16 protein-coding genes are annotated in these 19296 nt (G+C 41.7%); 1 reads left to right on the top strand and 15 read right to left on the bottom strand.

Going from position 1 to position 19296, the window contains the following annotated elements; translation table 11 throughout:
- Positions 1–46 precede the first annotated feature (46 nt).
- From AAEY97_RS10000 to AAEY97_RS09930, 15 genes are all read right to left on the bottom strand, one after another.
- Entirely contained in the window at positions 47–625 is a 579-nt protein-coding gene (locus AAEY97_RS10000; RefSeq protein WP_350998571.1) for a hypothetical protein, read from the bottom strand.
- A 56-nt stretch (positions 626–681) separates the two neighbouring features.
- Positions 682–1896 (bottom strand): type II secretion system F family protein, encoded by a 1215-nt coding sequence (locus AAEY97_RS09995; RefSeq protein WP_350998568.1) that lies wholly within the window; start codon positions 1894–1896, stop codon positions 682–684.
- Positions 1897–1898: 2 nt separating this feature from the next.
- On the bottom strand, positions 1899–3659 hold the full coding sequence (locus AAEY97_RS09990; RefSeq protein WP_350998565.1) for a GspE/PulE family protein: 1761 nt from the start codon (positions 3657–3659) through the stop codon (positions 1899–1901).
- Positions 3656–5008, bottom strand: coding sequence for a tetratricopeptide repeat protein (locus tag AAEY97_RS09985; RefSeq protein WP_350998562.1), 1353 nt, complete (start codon positions 5006–5008; stop codon positions 3656–3658). The genes AAEY97_RS09990 and AAEY97_RS09985 overlap by 4 nt, the downstream gene beginning before the upstream one ends.
- Positions 5005–5949 carry an ExeA family protein gene (locus tag AAEY97_RS09980; protein WP_162024065.1) on the bottom strand — a complete coding sequence of 315 codons (945 nt, stop codon included), beginning with the start codon at positions 5947–5949 and terminating at the stop codon, positions 5005–5007. The genes AAEY97_RS09985 and AAEY97_RS09980 overlap by 4 nt, the downstream gene beginning before the upstream one ends.
- Positions 5950–6018: 69 nt before the next feature.
- Positions 6019–7695, bottom strand: coding sequence for a pilus (MSHA type) biogenesis protein MshL (mshL, locus tag AAEY97_RS09975; RefSeq protein WP_192116400.1), 1677 nt, complete (start codon positions 7693–7695; stop codon positions 6019–6021).
- 13 nt (positions 7696–7708) lie between these two features.
- Positions 7709–8035, bottom strand: coding sequence for an MSHA biogenesis protein MshK (locus tag AAEY97_RS09970; protein ID WP_502959450.1), 327 nt, complete (start codon positions 8033–8035; stop codon positions 7709–7711).
- Entirely contained in the window at positions 8016–8672 is a 657-nt protein-coding gene (locus tag AAEY97_RS09965) for an MSHA biogenesis protein MshJ (RefSeq protein ID WP_350998557.1), read from the bottom strand. Before AAEY97_RS09965 ends, AAEY97_RS09970 begins: the two co-directional genes overlap by 20 nt.
- Positions 8669–9289, bottom strand: a complete 621-nt coding sequence (locus tag AAEY97_RS09960) for a PilN family protein (RefSeq protein WP_350998554.1) — start codon at positions 9287–9289, stop codon at positions 8669–8671. The genes AAEY97_RS09965 and AAEY97_RS09960 overlap by 4 nt, the downstream gene beginning before the upstream one ends.
- The gene (locus tag AAEY97_RS09955) at positions 9286–10167 is read right to left on the bottom strand and encodes a protein-tyrosine phosphatase family protein (RefSeq protein ID WP_242445183.1); all 882 of its coding nucleotides are present in this window, start codon (positions 10165–10167) and stop codon (positions 9286–9288) included. Before AAEY97_RS09955 ends, AAEY97_RS09960 begins: the two co-directional genes overlap by 4 nt.
- Positions 10168–10454: 287 nt before the next feature.
- Positions 10455–12365 (bottom strand): RNase E specificity factor CsrD, encoded by a 1911-nt coding sequence (gene csrD, locus AAEY97_RS09950; protein WP_350998551.1) that lies wholly within the window; start codon positions 12363–12365, stop codon positions 10455–10457.
- Positions 12366–12570: 205 nt separating this feature from the next.
- A complete protein-coding gene (locus AAEY97_RS09945; protein ID WP_101087702.1) occupies positions 12571–13818 on the bottom strand; it encodes a malic enzyme-like NAD(P)-binding protein in 1248 nt (415 codons plus the stop codon).
- A gap of 435 nt (positions 13819–14253) precedes the next feature.
- On the bottom strand, positions 14254–14466 hold the full coding sequence (gene rpmE / locus AAEY97_RS09940; RefSeq protein WP_011639173.1) for a 50S ribosomal protein L31: 213 nt from the start codon (positions 14464–14466) through the stop codon (positions 14254–14256).
- Positions 14467–14605: 139 nt separating this feature from the next.
- Positions 14606–15838 (bottom strand): FimV/HubP family polar landmark protein, encoded by a 1233-nt coding sequence (locus tag AAEY97_RS09935; RefSeq protein WP_350998546.1) that lies wholly within the window; start codon positions 15836–15838, stop codon positions 14606–14608.
- 288 nt (positions 15839–16126) lie between these two features.
- A complete protein-coding gene (locus AAEY97_RS09930; protein WP_350998543.1) occupies positions 16127–16996 on the bottom strand; it encodes a FimV/HubP family polar landmark protein in 870 nt (289 codons plus the stop codon).
- A gap of 82 nt (positions 16997–17078) precedes the next feature.
- Here AAEY97_RS09930 and priA point away from each other — a divergent pair, with 82 nt between their 5' ends.
- The gene (gene priA / locus AAEY97_RS09925; RefSeq protein ID WP_162024070.1) at positions 17079–19274 is read left to right on the top strand and encodes a primosomal protein N'; all 2196 of its coding nucleotides are present in this window, start codon (positions 17079–17081) and stop codon (positions 19272–19274) included.
- The last annotated feature ends 22 nt before the right edge of the window (positions 19275–19296 follow it).

Below are 19296 nucleotides of genomic sequence, written 5' to 3'. Positions count from 1 at the left end.
CTAATATTAGCAGCTTATTTAAAATTTAACACTAATGGCACAAACTTTATCCATCGCTCATTAAAAAAATAACTCTACCGGTTTGTAGCTGATAACTTAAACTGGCTGTATTGCCTGAATAGTAGCGGCAAATGTTCTCATCATGCTGATAATCTACCGTAATATTTAACTCTTGAACATTAGTTGCCAATAAATGCCCCCACAGTTGTTCACAACCTTGGACATCATTAGTGTCAATGGTTGGCCAACCTTGATTAGACATAGCAATCCAATTATCGGTGCCAACCAAATCAGCATCAGTATTAATAGCATCCATCTTACTCGGAGCATCTTTTGATACTGTATTGTCATGGCTAATCTTACTTGATGTCACATTCGATGCCATATGATGCCAGGACAACTGCATTTTATGAGGTCGGCCAGAAGCTAACCACTGACTACGCACCATAGCTAAGACATTCAAAAAACGATTATGTTCAAACTCTAAACCACGCCCACCTATGTTTGAGGTAGTATTGACATAACGTCCGCCAAAAATAGCCAGCAGCGTTAACACCACCACAATCGCAATAACTCGCCCATAGACTTTAAGCAGATCGCCATCCGCTTTTTGCTGGCTCAACATCTCGATACCCAATGATCTGTTTGCATTCTTTGTTGCGTTCTTTGTTGCATTCTTTGCTAACCGCCTTTTACCACATTCAGCATATCCCACATAGGTAGATAAATACCCAGTGCCAATATCAATACAATGCCAGCAACAAATGCGATTAAAATAGGTTCGAGTTTTGCAGTGAGGTTTTTTAAATCATAATCCACCTCACCTTCATAAAAATCAGCGGCATCATTGAGCAGCTGATCTATTTGACCGGTTTCTTCACCCACGGCAACCATTTGCAATACTAATGGGGTAAACAGCTGGCTGCTATTTGATACCCTTAGCATTGACTCACCAGATTCAATACCACGGCGCATACCCACGATTTTGTCATGCATATAAGCGTTATCGACCGCATCTGCGACCAAGCTTAATGCTTGTGTCATGGGAACGCCTGCACTGAGCATCATCGAAAAACAGCGACAATAACGTGACAAGGTTGAGCGCTCAATAATAGATCCAATAACAGGTATGTGCAGTTTCCATAAGTCCCATTGCCTCTCGCCCTTTTCAGAGTGATGCCAGTATCGAATCCCGACTATGATGCCGATTAATAGCACAATCATGTGAGGCCAAAAATTAACAAACAGATTAGACGTGCCAATTAAAATTTTTGTCGCCCATGGTAATTCAGCACCAAAACGAGAGAACATATCGGCAAATTTAGGGATCACCATAATGTTCAAAATAACCATCGCAATAGTAATCGCAATCAAGACAAACATCGGATAACGCATTGCGGCTTTAATCCGTCGACGGGTTTCTTGTTCTCGCTCGATATAACCAGACAACTGGATAAAAGCATCTTCCAGCTTACCGGTATTCTCACCAACATGGATCATCGAGACAAACAACGAATCAAATATATCTGGATGTTGATTCATTGCCGAAGATAACGGCCTTCCCGACGTCAGCTGCTCTGAAATATCATCTAAGGCTTTTTTCATTCGATCGGAATGCGTCGTTTCAGATAAGCCCGCTATGGCCCTTAAAATGGGGATACCTGAACGCGTCAGTGAATACATTTGTCGACTAAAAATTTGTAACTCTTCCAGCGACACCTTGCTTTGAAATAAGCTCATCGAAAAAGATTGCTTCGTTTTCACTTCGCGCAATTCTAACGGAATAATCCCACGAGAAAGCAATGCATCTGCCGCCGAACTTTCATTAGCAGACTCAAGCTGTGCACTGACCGCCTGACCTTGTGAATTACGTCCTCGATATTGATATAGTGGCATTGTTACAACCCAATATCTTGTTGGCTAACGATATCTTCCGACAACGGCACTTTCGACTCACTGACATCTTCAACCAGTTTTGACACCTCTTCCAGTGTTGTGGTGCCAAGGAACAAATACTCCATCGCAGAATGCGCAAGGGGAATAAAATTAGGACTGCGCAGCGCTGCACGGGCAAAATCTTGTGGGTTACCGGTTCGCATGGCATCTATCATATTTTCGTCAAGTTCAAGTATTTCAAAAATACCAATTCGGCCACGATAACCTGAACCATTACAAGTTTGACAACCGCTACCCACTTTAAACGTAGCGCTGCTAATATCTCTTTTCGTCACACTTACAAGCCAACTGCGCTCAGCTGCGGTTGGTTGATAATCTACGGCACAATTGTGACAAACGCGCCTAACAAGACGTTGAGCGATAATGACCCGCAGCGCACTGGCAACCAAATAACTCGCCGCGCCCATATCGAGTAATCGCAATGCACTGGTAACCGCATCATTTGTATGCAAAGTCGATAATACAAAGTGACCGGTTAATGCACCGCGTAAGCCAATTTCCACCGTTTCTTGGTCACGCATCTCTCCCACCATGATAATGTCAGGATCTTGACGAAGCGTGGTACGCAGTACGTTAGAAAAGTCTAAACCAATCTTGTGGTTAACTTGTACTTGGTTAATGCGCGGTAATTGATACTCAACCGGGTCTTCTACGGTGATAATCTTTCTATCGGCAGTGTTAAGCTCACTTAAAATACCGTACAAGGTGGTCGTTTTACCACTACCGGTTGGCCCTGTAACTAGCAACATACCGTGGGGGCGTTTAATCTGTTTACGAATACGCGCCACAATATGCGGTGGCATACCGGTTTCATCTAACGTACGTAAACCTGTGGTCTGATCCAATAAACGCATCACCACCGACTCACCATGATAAATCGGCATGGTCGACATCCGCACATCGATTTTATGACCTTTTATTTCCATATGAAAACGGCCATCTTGTGGCATACGTTTTTCTGAAATATCCAGTCCAGCCATCAACTTAAGCCGTAATACTAAAGCAGAGGCGATATTAACTTCACTGAGAAGGTTTTCATGTAATTGGCCATCGATACGCTGACGGATCCGCAGCACTTTCTCGCCAGGCTCAATGTGAATATCTGACGCACGCATTTGCACCGCATCTTCAAAAATAGACTGTAATAGCTTCACCACGGTGGTTTCGTTATCACTGTCGCTTTGAGTCAAATTAGCCAAATCGAACATGTCATCTGCGGCATATTCTTCATCAAGCTTACCGGCAATTTCAGCAATTTGCCCGGTACGACGATAAAGGTTGTCAAACGCGTCGAGTAATTGTTGTTCTGGTGCCACCGCGATCATTAACTGCTTAGGGGCAACTAACACTTCAATATTATCAATAGCCTGCAAGTCAGCCGGGTCGCTCATAGCAACTAATACATGGTCGGAATGACTTTCCACCACTAAAGCTCGATAACGCCTCGCTTGTACTTCGGGGAGAATATTCACCACTTCATCGGCAATCGGACGACGACTAATATCGAGGTACGGTAAATTAAGCTGATGAGATAAAAATTTAAGTAACTGGTCTTCAGTAATACTGTTCAAATCAATTAAGGTGCGGCCGAGCTTTTTACCTGAATTGCGCTGCTCTGCTAATGCTTGCTGTAATTGGGTGTCAGTAATAATCAGCTCTTGAACAAGAAGATCTCCTAACCGCATCTTTAACTTAGGCTTCATCGGTTTTCTCCTAGCTGATCTAAACGCTTTTCAATAAATGTCATAGCTGAAGTTGATAGCCCTTCATAGCTTAATGCTGATCGGTATGCTTGCGCGGCTTGTGGATATTTTTGCTGGGAATCGAGCGCATAACCTAACCCCATCCACCAGCGAGATTGAGTTGACTCAGATACCAATAAGTTTCGGTAAGCCTCCTCCGCTAAAACAAAGTTTTTAGAGTTTTGTGCCAAATCGGTTTGTGCGATCCACTTATCACGAGCCCACGATGAGCTATCTGGGATCATCGCCACCGTTGTTAACGCTTCATCATAAGCTTTTATTGCAGTTTGAATTTGCGACAAAATCACATAAAACTCCCACTGTTGTGGAAACATACTGATTCCACTCTCGAGTAATCTCATTGCAGTCGTTGGATTATTTTGCGCAAAATAAATGTCGACTAATTGCTTACGGGCTTTATGTAAACTCGGTTGTAAAATAATGGCTTCTAAATAGTAACCCGCCGCATCGTCCAGACGTTGCGCTTGCTCAGCATCCATCGCTTTGCGATATTGCAATTGCGCCATTTGCGTCTTGGAAAGCACCACTTCATTGACGCTCATATCAACAGTTTTTGCTGCAGCAGATACTTCTGCGGGTAAGAAGCGAGATGTTTGTGCTACGATTTGGCCTTGAGTGGATTCAGTATTAATCAGCGAAGCCATATTCTGTGAATTATTATCCACCGAACCACTGGGCTTCTCTGTGTCTACGGTTGAAGCTAGTACTGTTTGTTGGTTAAATGTTTGTGTATTGACGGTTTCTGCTACTTTCGCACTAACTTGTTGTTCCAATGGCGAAGAGATATTAACGGTTTCGCTATTAACGGCTGATGCAGTGCTCACTTTGGATGGATCAAGCTCGGATATGCGATCCGTTGGTTCAATCATCTCAGCAGTGATTTCTGGGGTGCTCGCTTGAATAGATGCTTGAGTTGATATTTGAGCTGCTGCTTGGGTTGGTGCTTCAGTTGAAACTTGAGCAAGCTTAGGTTCAGCAGCAACGACATTATCTTGTGGCTGACTCGCCAGCGATGACTGAATATCTTCGGTAACCGATGTATTGATAGCTGTTTGCTCATTGACCATTTGAATATTGGCTTGGCGATACATAGATACACCAAACCACAATGTAGGGATCAGGAGTACGGCAACAACAATAAGGCTAATAAGTGGTGAGCGAGATTTAGCTACTGAATGATACTGAATTTGAGGACGCACAAATTCACCTGCAGGTTGCACTGGTGGTTTGTCTGTTCCGGGTTGCTGACGCTGCTCTAAATCTTTCAGCATCTTGATAATCACACTCATTTAATCTCGCTTATTTGTGTCATCCATTCACCACAACAATTATCACCATTTAACCCAATAACCACCATCACTGTTACAAGCAACATAATTATCAGCATGCTGACACGGGAAAACCCTACTTTATGTTGTAAATTAATATCTTCTGTATCCGTTATCGCAGCTAGACAATGGCGAGATGTCACCTTTTTTTTACCTTGGCCATAACATAGCAATAAGCTCTTATGCGCCAATATATTCACTAAACGCGGGATACCTCGAGCAGCTTTGGCAATGCGTTTAATATCCGCGGTATTAAACAATTCAGGTCCTTGATAACCCGCTACAGCAAGTCGGTAACCAATATAAGCTTGTATCTCATCCCATGTTAATGGACGTAAGTCATAGCTAAAGGTAATGCGTTGTCGTAATTGTCTAAACTTGGGTTGAGCTAAACGCTCATCTAATTCTGGTTGGCCAAACAACACCACTTGCAATAATTTACGACTTTCGGTCTCTAAATTAGTAAATAATCTTAACGCCTCAATACTGTCATCCGGTAATGATTGCGCTTCATCTAACACTAACACCACGTGAAAGCCCTGATGATTTAACGTTAACAAGCGCTCATGGATAAGCCTTGTCAATTGTTGTTGATCTAATTTGTTCGGTAACGCTAAACCGAGTTCGCCCGCTACGGCCAAACGTAATTCTTTAGGATTCAAATAGGGGTTAGGTAAGTAAGCGCAATGATATTGAGTCGGTAAGTCATTCAACAGCTTACGACACACTAAGGTTTTACCGGTACCCACTTCACCAGTGACTTTAATAAAACCTTCACCTGTCTGTAATGCGGTTTGCAGCACTTGCAACGCTTCCACATGCGGCGACAACCCAAAAAAGAAACTCGTATTTGGGGTAAGCGTAAAGGGCAATTGACTTAAGCCAAAGTGCTGCAAATACATAATTACTGGCTATCCCTTATCAATTTCAACCGCTATTTTTAATCGTCAATTCTCTACCGTCAACGGTCGCTATTTAGAAGGGTACCAACGTTCGATTAAATCTTGCGAACGCTTTAATTCATCCTTCCATGTGTCACCACCCACAACCGTTGGCTTCAACATAATAATCAATTCAGTTTTCTTTTTAGATTTAGTGCGACTGGTGAAGGCTTCGCCCAGAAAAGGAATATCACCTAATAAAGGTACTTTAGACACTGTTTCAATATTTTCGCTCTTCATCAAGCCACCAATCACCACTACATCACCAGAAGCGGCGCGGATAACGGTATCCGATTCACGGATCTCACTTTGTGCTAACGGTAATTCTAAGGTTGAATCACTGATTTTAATTTCTTTGGTTTGTGAGGTCACGTCAATCACCGAAGGATGGACATGCAATATTACGTTGCCATATTCATCAATCTGCGGGGTTACATCTAAGGCAATGCCTGAGAAAAATGGTGTCAGCTCAACCTGCGGCGTCGTTACCGGAGTGGTACCCGCTACGGTCGTTGAAGATACATCGGTGACAAAGTATTCGTCATTGCCGACTTTAATAACCGCTTTTTGATTATTAGAAGCGGTAACACGAGGGCTTGAAAGTACATCAACATCACCTTGGGTATCTAACAAGTTAATAATGGTACTGAAATCACTTCCGGTGAAATTAATCGAGGTTACACCGCCAATTGCAGACGTAATCGCATTACTTAACCCTTGTCCTGCTGAGGTACTGAAATCAACATTGGTACTGCCAGCATGACCTAAGACATTTTCCCACTGAATACCTTGCTGGTAACCATCGGATAAGGTCACTTCAATAATTTTCGCTTCCAAAATCACTTGGCGCTGTAGATGGCTTTCGGCTATTTGTAAGAAACTTCGAATTTGACGTAGCTCATCAGGGAAAGCTCGAACGGTAACAAGCCCTGCTTGAGGGGTTACCACAACCTGTCGCCCGCCACCTGTTTCACCCATTATTGACATTAATGTGGCTTGTAATTCACCCCAAAAATCGGTCTTGGTCGTTGAACGAATAAACGTGCCATTGGTATTGTCACTGCTGTTCGAATTGCCATTGCTACTGTTACTATTTGAACTATTACTACTGTTACTGCTGTTGCTATTACTATTGTTACTGCCATTACTTGAATTATTATTTTGGTCTGAAATCCGTCCTGAGCTAACGGAGGTTAATGACAACCCTTCACGTTGCATGTAGATATAATTCAAAGGGAAAGTTTCGGTTCGCATACCCGACGGAAACACACGTAAAATACGACCTTCTCGATTCACTTCGTAACCATAAATGTCTTCAACAACTTGAATGGCTTCTGACAAGGTTACCGCTTTTAAAGATAATGAAATTTTACCTTGTACATCTGGATGTACCGCGACACTCAATGGGGTGTCTTTTACTAAGCTGGGGAAAAAAACTCTGGCGTCAACTTCATTGGCTGATACATCAAAACGACGCTCGGCGGGCAATGCTCTTGCTGATTGGCTCAACACATTATTACCATTAAGCTCACGCTGAACATCTTCAGGCATTGCCGCTGGAGGAGGCGTAATGGCTTGACTCGCCTCAGCTTGTTGCCTTGACTCATTCAAGGCCGCTTTCGCTGTTTGTGGGTCGGGCCTATCTGTCGTTTGGCAAGCAACTAAGCACAGCGACATCAGAGGAGTAACATATCTAATCACATTCATTTTTATTCTTATCCTATCGCTCTGTTATCGACTGAAATAGTTGAAGTTTTCTTCCGTCTGACAAGGTAACATCGTCCTTGTTAATCTTTGATACTCGTAATCCACTACCGCTAATAGCATCACCTACCGAAAGAATAATATTATTAATAACCGCATAAGTATTCTGGCCGTTAACAATACTGTTTAACACCAAAGATTGATTATCAGCTTTGGCCTGCACAGCAACAAAGCCCTGCCCTGGTAAAGTTGGATCACGTAATGTTTGCGCGTTAGCAGCCGACATTAATAGCATCATTAGGCTGGATGCATACGCCATAGCATTAATCTTGTTTCGCAACACTGATAAAGTCCTTATTCACACTAAGTGTGTAAAGTTCTAATTCAACTAACGCATCGGGATGAGATTCAACACGGTAATCTAAACGCTTCCAATACAATTTATCGGGCATACTTTCCACCGCTTTAATAAACGCTAAAATAGAAAAGTAATCGCCTTGTAACGTCAACTTAATACCATGGCTGTAAAGATTAACTTTACTACCATCACCCACTTGCAATAAGGCTTTGGGCGCAATAGAGGCAAACGACATGAGCGATACCCCCTTCACATTGCCCAGTAAGTTGGCTAATACTGTCGGCATATAATCCGCAGGAACCATATCAACCATTTTGTTGCTGAGATCAGCATCAATCAATTGCATCTGCTCAGTAATCAACTGTAATCGTTGTTGATAATCTTGATTGGGATCGAGCTGTAAACGCTCTTCATAAAGCGCCACTTGTTGTAATGAAATCGAATTTTCTTGTTCGAGTCCCTTTAACTGATTCTGAACACTTTGCTGTTGCTTCCACAATGACTCTAATGGCATAAACAGCAACATCCCAATGACAACGAATAAGGCTAACGTAATCAATATCCGCTCTCGTGGACTTAGCTCATTAAATTTTGACGACCACACCAGCCATTGTTGCTTCATTGTGCAAACTCCTTAGCAACGGGCTGGCTTATCAATTTAAACGCCAACGGCTGTGCTTCACCGCGATCCATTGTCATCGCTGAAAATGCATAACCCTTTAACGTTGAAGTGGTTTTTAATTTGTCTATCCACAATGGAATACTTTGAGGGTTACGACCATAACCTTCAAACTCAATTCGCTGAGCGCTAGTGTTTTGTTGCTCAATAGTAATATGACTCAACCACACATTGCTATCAGCCACAGCAGCCAAGTCGGTCAACATTGGCGAGTAACCTTGGCTTATCATGGTCTTGCGCTGACTTAGTTCATCTTTTAGTAGTTTTTTAAGATCTAAACGTTGTTGCTCAAGTTCAACCTTTGCTACCAAATCGGCATTAGGTTTACGTAAAGCAATTTGTTGTTCTAGTTGTGTCTTTTGGTTAGTTAATCGACTTTTTGTGCTGCTTGCCTGTTGATTTAACTTTTGCAATTCATCGGTATGCCACAGCCCTACAACATAAAGTACAGCGCAACCTCCAGTGAAAAAAGCCAATGCCAACATCATTCTCGCAAAGGTTAGCCTTTGCTTTTTCGGCAACAAATCTGCGGTATATAAATTAACACTGGTTTTTATCACACTTCACCTCGAGCTAATTCTTGCAACGCTAACTGCGCGAGTAAATTCGATACGCCATCGTGAGTAACCGCGACCACTTTTTGATTAAAGTTAGCACTAACGAGATTGGCCAATGATGAACTATCACCTTCAACCAAAATACTAATTGACCCAACTGGAGCTTGACGTAATTGGCTTTCAAAATAATCCATAGAACGTTGAATTTCTAAACTGAGGTTATCGGCTAAGCCTTGCTTTAATTCTTCTAAAGTCGCTTTATCTAGGTGGTTAAATCCTCTAACGCGACGCTGCATTAACACTTCACCCGCTTTAACAACTAACAACAACAATTCTTGCTGCGGCAAGTGAGCGACTAACATATGTGCCATATTATCGTGTGCTAAGACATGGCTTAATGCCAATTCTTCAATACTGATCCCAACAATATCTAATCCATTGGCATCACAAGCACTGGCCAATTGCATTAAAAATTGACGACTACTGACCACCACATTCACTTTTGAACTGGCAATAAAACTGGATTCGAAATAATCTAGATGAATATTCGTAACGGGCTCTGACACCATGTCTTTAACAGACCAAATCAACGCTTGAGTCACTTCACTAGGCTCAACATTGGGTTTTTCAACTTGTAATAATTGATAATACTGCTGCGACAGCACTAATTGCACCCGAACTCGGCCAAACTGACTCTTTAATGCTTCAAAGGCTTGAGACCAATTGTTTTTTTGTACTAAAAACTGGCTGATAACAGGCGCTGATTGACCTTGCTGTGGCTTACATACCCACAGGGAATTTCCGGCGATAAATACACCTACATTACCCATCAATTGCGATGTCTGCCAAAAGGCTAGTTTACTCAAAAAACCATTGTCCATTGCGTGGCCCATATTCGCTAACATATTAATTATTTAAGATTACTGATGATAAATATATCAGTAAAAATGACATTTTTAAGCCAATGTACAAGCATATAACATCAACATGATTCGATTACGCTGTATTGTCATTTCTCAGTATTATTGCTCAAATCTAAAACGATGAAGCTTTGTTACTGATACGTTAACGCTATAACTGCTCATTAATATAGCGCATATAGATTGAACATAGAGTGCAATCTATTGATAAACAAGATCTAACTTAAACAAACATAGCATTATATGACTTAAACTTCAGATCTTTGCCCCAAAAAATCGCCTTGGGCTGCACTCACACCAAGAATTTTTAACGTTTGCCATTCTTCTAAACATTCAACGCCCTCGGCAATCACTTTCACTTCGGCTCTATAAAGGCCACCAATGAGACTACGTATAAATAATTGATTTTCTGAGCGTTGATCTACTCGGCGCACGATAGACCGATGTAATTTCACTAAATCAAAGTGATACTCCTGGATATAATGAGTACCCACAACTGATTGACCAACATTATCTACCGCCAATTTTGCACCCATCTTTCTCAACATATCGAGAGTTTTAACTACCAAAGTATTTTTCTGATTTTTGACAATAATATCTTCAGAAACTTCAAAAATAAGTCGCGCAGCTAAAGGACGATGCTCTAATAATGTAGATTGTAACCAACGAACAAATGCCCTACTGGTCAAACTATCAAGGCTTAAGTTAATGCTGTAAGTTGACTCATTATCAGACATTAACCTGAAGAGCACTTGTTCCAGTACTTGCCTCTCAACCTGTGGCATTAATCCACACTTGTTAGCCATGGGAATAAACAATGTCGCGCGAACATCATTACCTTTTAAATCACGGGCGCGGCTGAATATTTCATAGTGCATAATTTGATTATCACTATCAATAATAGCTTGCTGTAAGGTAAAAAATCGTTTGGACACCAATGCATTTTCAATAAAACTACGCCAACGCACAGACCCTTTAGCGATTTCCTCATCTAACGCGCCTTTATCGTACATAAACCAGTTATTAATACGTTGCAGTTGCGCAGCTCGAAGTGCCATTTCGGCTTCTTCAATAAGCTGAACTTGTAAATCGCTTGCGTTAAAAAAAGCACAGCCTAAGTGTAAAAAGTTATCGGGATTACCAATGCCATAAAAAGGTAATGCAAGGCAGGTTTTGAGTATTCGTTGCGCTAACTGGTCGGCTTCTGCCAGTGATAATTGTGGCACTATGATGACTAATTGTGAGTAACTGCGGCGAGCAAAAATACTGTCCTCGTATTGAACGAGTGCGGCTGTAATGGCTTCCGTTGTTAATGACAGCATTGCCTTAACGCCGCTTTCACCGTATTGGTCTTCCACTAAGTCAACATCATCAAACTCAATTAACATTAATACACCATGAGCAACCATTTTCTGATTATGGCTTAATCCGTCGAGACGATTTTGAAAGAATATCGGGTTGCCAATCTGAGTTTGTTTATCAAGAAAAGTGTCTTTACGAATAAATTGATCTAAGCGGCCACGTTCTTTATGAGCATCATCCAACTCGGCCAGCAATTTGCTGATCGCACGATTGATCATCCGTGGTTTGCCATTTGTCGGCATATCGGCAGCTTGCTTTAAATGTCCTTCTAAAATGAGTTTGCTTCGTTGAGCAAGTTGTTCAATGCCATCTAGCTCTCTGGAGTACCATCCATAACCAAAACGGACAAAAATTCCGATGCTGATAAAACCAATAACCAGAATAATAAGCTCGTGCCAGCCAAGATCATGTAAAGAAAATGGCGGCGGCATAATTAATGTCATTGATAATTGGCCATGGCTTAATTCGCTCTTATAGAGCGTTAAACTACTTTTAACGATACCTGCTTGATCACGATGAAATTGATAAACTAATTGGTTGTCTTGCGACAGAGAGAATTCAACCGCTTTATAAGCGGTCAATAGAGGGGGTAACCAGGTAGAAAATTGACGACTACCGTGTTGTTGATAATCGTCGGCTAACATGGTTTCTAACTCAGCGACTTTTTGTTGCTGAAAAGTGTAGGTCAATTGGGTAAAGCCCATCACCGCACACAGTAAAAATACAAAAGCCACCGCAGCTAATGAAAGCAGCCAAAAACTGGTTAATTTTTTAGTAAGGATCTTGGTGAGTTTCATTTATCCGCTATCCTGCTGGATTTATTTATTTTATTAATGACTCCAATGTTATCCAGTATAACGATTGTGCTCTACAACTTCACTAATCGTTTTTAATCACGCTTATCTTAGGCCTATAAAAAAGGGGCAAAAGCCCCTTTTATTAACCTAATCAGGTTTATTATCTCTGTTCGGATGAATAAACCTGATTAGGTATGCTTGCTTTCTACACTTTGTATTCAGTCGGTAATGTGGTGATTTTTGCCACCCCTGAATCGATAGCCGCTTGCGATACTGCGCGAGCTACCAGCGGCAGTAATCTTGGGTCCATGGGTTTAGGTAACACATATTGCGAACCAAAACTCAATGATGACACGTTAGGATAAGCCGCTAACACCTCGGCTGGCACCGGCTCTTTAGCGAGGTTAGCAATAGCATATACAGCAGCTAGCTTCATTTCGTCGTTAATGACCGCCGCGCGAACATCGAGTGCGCCTCGAAAAATAAACGGGAAGCACAATACATTGTTCACTTGATTTGGATAGTCACTACGACCAGTACCCATAATTAAGTCTTTACGGATATTATGAGCTAATTCAGGCTTAATTTCAGGATCAGGATTTGAACAGGCAAAGATCACCGGGTTAGGTGCCATTAACGCAATATCATCGGCAGCCAATAAATTTGCACCCGACAACCCTAAAAATACATCGGCATCTTTAATCACATCTTGTAGGGTGCGTTTATCGGTATTGTTGGCAAATAACGCTTTATATTCATTGAGATCTTCACGGCGTGTATGAATCACCCCTTGCCTGTCTAGCATATAAACATTTTCACGCAATGCGCCACATTTAACGATCATAGTCATACACGCAATCGCAGCAGCACCGGCACCTAAACAAACAAATATTGCATCATCAATTTTTTTACCTTGAATTTCCAGAGCATTCAACATGCCTGCTGCAGTAACAATAGCAGTGCCGTGTTGATCGTCATGAAATACCGGAATATTGCATCGCTTAATCAGTTCTTGTTCAATTTCAAAACATTCAGGCGCCTTGATATCTTCTAAATTAATCCCGCCAAAGGTATCAGCAATAGATTCGACAGTATTAATAAAGTCTTCAGTTGTGCGGTGTTTCACTTCAATATCAATCGAATCAATATTCGCAAAACGTTTAAACAGAAGTGATTTGCCTTCCATAACCGGTTTTGACGCTAATGGTCCTAAATTGCCTAAACCTAAAATAGCGGTCCCGTTGGTAATAACCGCAACCGAATTGCCTTTATTGGTATACCGATAGGCATTTTCAGGATTAGAAGCGATCTCTCTAACAGGCTCTGCCACACCAGGACTATAGGCCAACGCTAGATCGTGGCTTGATTGAGCCGGTTTTGTCAGGCAAACAGCGGTTTTACCTGGTACTGGGAATTCATGATAATCGAGAGCTTGTTGACGAATATCTGACATTTTATACATCCTGAAATGCGCTATCTATGAAGGAAAGTATGATCCATAGTTCACTTTAACCGTGAACTTGCAGGCCATCTAAAATTTTAATAACAATACGCTAATACAGGGATTATATACATCAAAAACTCAGTGATAGGAGGTGTTGTGAGTCAGAATAGAGGCTACGTTTTATAATTATAACTAATCGAACATGAATATATATAAATCAATAAGTTAAAAATGTAGGAAAATAACAAGATTTACGATAACAATCGGATATAGACGTCGATATTTGCAGTTTATTTTGTCTAAATAACAATAAAGCGAGGTTTGTGCTTTTTTGTATTGTTTACCACTAAAAAATTAGTTTTCGTTACAGCACAATACTGCTGTTGCCATATAAAAAACAAAAAAGGCGCCAAAGGCGCCTTATTCAAGTAAATTGCAATGCAATTACTTTTTACCAAGCATACCAAAACGCTTGTTGAACTTGTCAATACGACCACCAGTATCAACAACTTTCTGAGTACCAGTGTAGAATGGGTGACATGCACCACATACGTCCAAGTGTAGGTTTTTACCTGCAGTTGAGTTCACTTTGATGATGTTACCACAAGTACAAGTTGCAGTAATTTCAGCGTAATTTGGGTGAATACCTGTTTTCATTTTGGGCTACCTTAAATTGAAGGCCATGTCGCTCTCCCAACCCGAAGTTGAGCACCACATGCAGTTAATAACAATATGTTTTAGGCGCAAGATAATACAGTGTCTCTTATACACAAACAAGTAGAATTTCTAAGCGATACTACGATTGTCGATGTGTGCGCTCTAGAGTCTCATAGGTAATTTGTGCCTTAGATGAATTTTGATGTTGCTTTAACATCTCACTTGATGGGCACTGTAAACGGCTATCAGACATCAATAAGTAAATTTTACCATTGGCAAACGCATTAGGGTTTGCCTCATAAATCGCCAGCATTGCACCATATACACTGATTTGCCATTGTCGATAATAACGATCGGCAACTCGCCATAACGTGTCTTGAGGAAATTTATCCATTAAACAGGTTTTATCTTGCCCATAAGTCGGTATCGATGACTTGGCTATATTATTGATTGGCAATGGCTGAGGCGATATTTTCGTGTCATGAATAGCGGCCAATAACGCATTACTTTCAGATTTTTTACTGTCCATATCATTCACTGAACCATTCATTGATACTGACTGAGTGGCGAGAACAGGTACAGGTAATGTTGGCGTTAATAGTCCTTGAGAATTACCACGTTGACTGGCGACTAAATTGTCGAATGTGACCCTATCTACCACGACATTTTGATAGCGCGAAAGCGTCTCCATTGATGGGCAGCGTAACGAGTGGCCTAATTGCAGTAGACTAATTTTATCTTGATAGAATGCAGAGGGATTCGTTTGATAAAGCGCAAGCATGGCGCCATAAATGTTTGAATTCCATTGCTTACGATAGCGAACCGCTATTTTCCATAACGTATCATTCGGTAACTGATTGATCTGGCAATCATTCAGATTTTTTTGCGTTGTAGCTACCTGAGGTATAACGCTGGCTTTACGACTTATAGGCGTAAGCATTGAAGTCGGTAATACCGAAGCTGACTTCATCGTTTTAATTGCTACTGGTTGGTATTGGCTCTGAACAATGGCTTGAGAGAATAAAGGTACCGGTGAGTATTGTAGCCATTTAGCATTACGGTATTCAGAAACAATGAGTGCCGCATCTTTATCGCGGATTTTTTCGGTACCACTTAATACAAAAACATCACGATCACGCTGTTCAACCTCAAGCTTTTCTAACACAATATTATCTTGATAAATTTGGCGTAAATAAAATGTCAGCCGCGATAAATCATGGTGATCGGTTATAACATTCACGGTGAACTGAGGAGATTGTCCGCTTTCAAATGGAATAGTATCAATACTGATATGACTGACTTGTGCAATCACAGTTGAAATACTATCAACCGCCAATAATGCTAATATTGCTAGCACCTTAAAGCTTTTCATTAAATCAATCCTTTCGATTATAAACCGCTTCAGCACAGCGTAAAACACGCTGTAAAACCATGATGTTAAATACACGTATACACTGACAAATAAAATGTTCACATAAAGCTCATCAGGCTGTAATTTATTATTATTGTTTACTTTTTTAACCTTATCCTTGAGCTAAATCATAAGTATTAACACGGGCAACTATATAAACTAACATAAACAGCTGCAACTAATTACTGATAAACCAAAGTAAATACTCGATTAAGGACTACTTTTTATCACTAATTATGATCAGAAACCTTATTTAGCCGCATGCTTTGCTTCAATGACCTCAAAGACTTTCCTATCTACCGCTTTATTATTGTATTCAGCTAAAATAGCCTTCGATGGGCAATGCAATGGAACATCTTTGAGTAATAAATGAATTTTCTGTTTGGAAAATGCCATTAAGTTAGCCTCAAAAATGGCTAACATTGCCCCATAAACACTGGTATGCCATTGCTCTTTGTAACGGTTCGCAATACGCCATAATGTATCACTATTATCTCGCTCAATTACACAGATTGCCTGAAGAGAGGATTCTACTGTGGATGGCTCTGATGTTTCTGATGTTTCTGATGGTTCTGATGGTTCTGATGGTTCTGATAGTTCTGGTACTGATGATGCCTGCTCTAGACGTCTGTCATCTTGTTGATGTTTTTTGGATGCTTTCCCACTAGTGGTGTCTTTTGCTACTGGCAGTACTCGAGACGTAACAACATTAGAGACTAAGGTGGCACTATTAACTGAGTACGGGGCATCAAATAAGGCCATTACTGCTAACGTAACCGCTCCTTTCGCAGTATCTTCGGTAACGATTAACTGTGCATTTACATCACTGATGATATCAGTACCCTTAAGCTGCAATAAAAAACGATTAATACTCTGCACTGCTAACTTCTGCTGCACAACCTTATTGCCATCCAAGCTGTCATCCAACTGGCGAATATAAAAACCTAACCGCGACACATCATCATTTTGTGCCACGATGTTGATCTTTAAGTGCGGGAGATTATTCAATTCAAATTGGCGACTATTGATACTGACATGATTCACTTGAGCCATTGGCGTAGCAATATAGCCCAATAATCCAAATACTAGAATGATGACCTCAATAAGTCCTTTACGCATATATGTTGCCCTATCTCTTTGATGACACTTAGAGGTAAACTGATCCGCAATCCACTATCGAATTGAAAAATGATGAAGCCTTATGCCCGTGTTTGTTGAAGTCGCCTTACCCGTCCCGTTACGCAGAAACTTTAGTTATCGTGTAAAAGACGAACAACAAGCGGGATTACAAATCGGTCTTCGAGTCAAAGTCCCTTTTGGCCCTCAACAACTCATCGGCTTAATTACTGCTATTACTGACAGCTGTGACTTAGCACCGCAACAAATAAAATCAGTCACAGCTGTACTAGATGATGCCCCATTGTTACCTGATTCGCTATATAAATTAACCCTCTGGGCGGCCCGATATTACTTTACTACCCAAGGACAAATGCTCAGCCAAGCGCTGCCTGTCGCACTGAGAAAAGGCCTCGAAGCGGCGCCGCAAGCGGTAGTTGAATATCATTTAAGCCCCGAAGGACGCAATGCTGATTCTAGCGTATTAAAACGTGCCCCGGCACAGAAAAAGCTGCACGAGTTATTACTGGCAAACCCCATCAGCCATGATGAGTTCACCACCCAACAATTAAGCAAAGCGGCATTAAAAGCATTAGAACAAAAACAATGGATTGAACGGCAACAAAAGGTACTCAGCCATGATTTAAGCTGGCGCCAACAGCTTATTATGAATGAGTCACCTCATAAGCTTAACAAACAACAAGCCGTTGCCGTTTCAGTACTCACTCAACAGCAAGGGTTTCATTGCACCTTATTAGAAGGGATCACAGGCTCTGGCAAAACCGAAGTCTACCTCACCTTGCTTGAGACAATTTTAAAACAAGGTAAACAAGCACTGATCCTCGTGCCTGAAATTGGCTTAACACCGCAAACCATTAATCGCTTCAAACGCCGTTTTGAAGTCAATGTTGCCGTGATCCATTCCGGATTAACCGACAACCAACGCCTAGAAGCTTGGCGTCAGGCTCGTGTCGGTGAAGCGGCAATTATTATTGGTACTCGCTCAGCACTCTTTACTCCAATGGCCTACCCAGGGTTAATTATTCTCGATGAAGAGCATGACAGCAGCTTTAAGCAACAGGAAGGTGTGCGCTATCACGCGCGTGACTTGGCAGTAATGCGCGGGCATCTTGAAGATATTCAAGTGGTATTAGGCTCCGCGACGCCATCATTAGAAACCTTACAAAATGCGCTATCTGGCCGCTATCATCACTTGGAACTGAGTGAACGCGCTGGTGCTGCGCAAAAGGTTAAGCAAGGAATTGTCGATATCACCTCGCAACCATTAAAAGCAGGCATGTCGACATCATTAATTAATGAAATGCGTATGCACCTTGATGCGGGTAATCAGGTACTGCTATTTCTCAACCGCCGCGGCTTTGCCCCGGCCTTGCTTTGTCATGAATGTGGTCATTTACATGAGTGCGATCGTTGTGATGCTTTTTTTACCGTTCATCAAGGCTTAAACGAGATTTGTTGTCATCACTGTGGCAATCAATACGCTATCCCGCGCCAATGCCATCAATGTGGTAGCACCATGCTAATGGGCCACGGTTTGGGGACAGAGCAGCTAGAACAAGAATTGATTAAACTGTTTCCCAAATATCCGGTTGTCCGCATTGACCGAGACACCACCAGACGTAAAGGCTCCCTTGAACAGCAGCTCAAAGGAATTTACATGGGTAAATATAAAATTTTGGTCGGCACACAGATGCTCGCCAAAGGACATCACTTTCCAGATGTTACCCTTGTTGGCTTATTGGACGTCGATGGTGCATTGTTCAGTGCAGATTTTCGCGCACCTGAACGTTTTGGGCAGCTATACACCCAAGTGTCTGGCCGTGCTGGCCGTGCAGACAAACCCGGTAAAGTGCTACTGCAAACCCATCAAAGTGATAACCCCATTTTACGTGATTTATTGAAACGCGGTTATGGTGAGTTCGCTCGTACTCAGCTGAAAGAGCGCCAACAGGCACTATTACCACCCGCTTGGCACATGGTATTAATTCGAGCAGAAGCACATTTAGCCGAAGATGCTGATGCGTTTCTCGCCCGCACCAGCGAGCTATTACCACAAGATAAAGACTTTGAAATTATTGGCCCAATTCCGGCGCCACTTGATCGTAAAGCTGGAAAATATCGACGCCAATTAATACTGCAAGCTAAAAGTCGTCAGCGCTTGCAAACCGAATTCGAACGCGTATTAGCACTCATTGAACAAATACCTGAAAGTAAGCGTTGCCGTTGGAGTATCGATCGTGATCCACAGGATTTAATGTAACACAGCGGCATTTTTACTAAGC

The organism is Shewanella sp. TB7-MNA-CIBAN-0143, from assembly GCF_040310065.1.
Classification (GTDB): Bacteria; Pseudomonadota; Gammaproteobacteria; order Enterobacterales; family Shewanellaceae; genus Shewanella.
The sequence above is the reverse complement of the archived record's forward strand: the minus strand, read 5'-3'. Positions and strand labels throughout refer to the sequence as shown.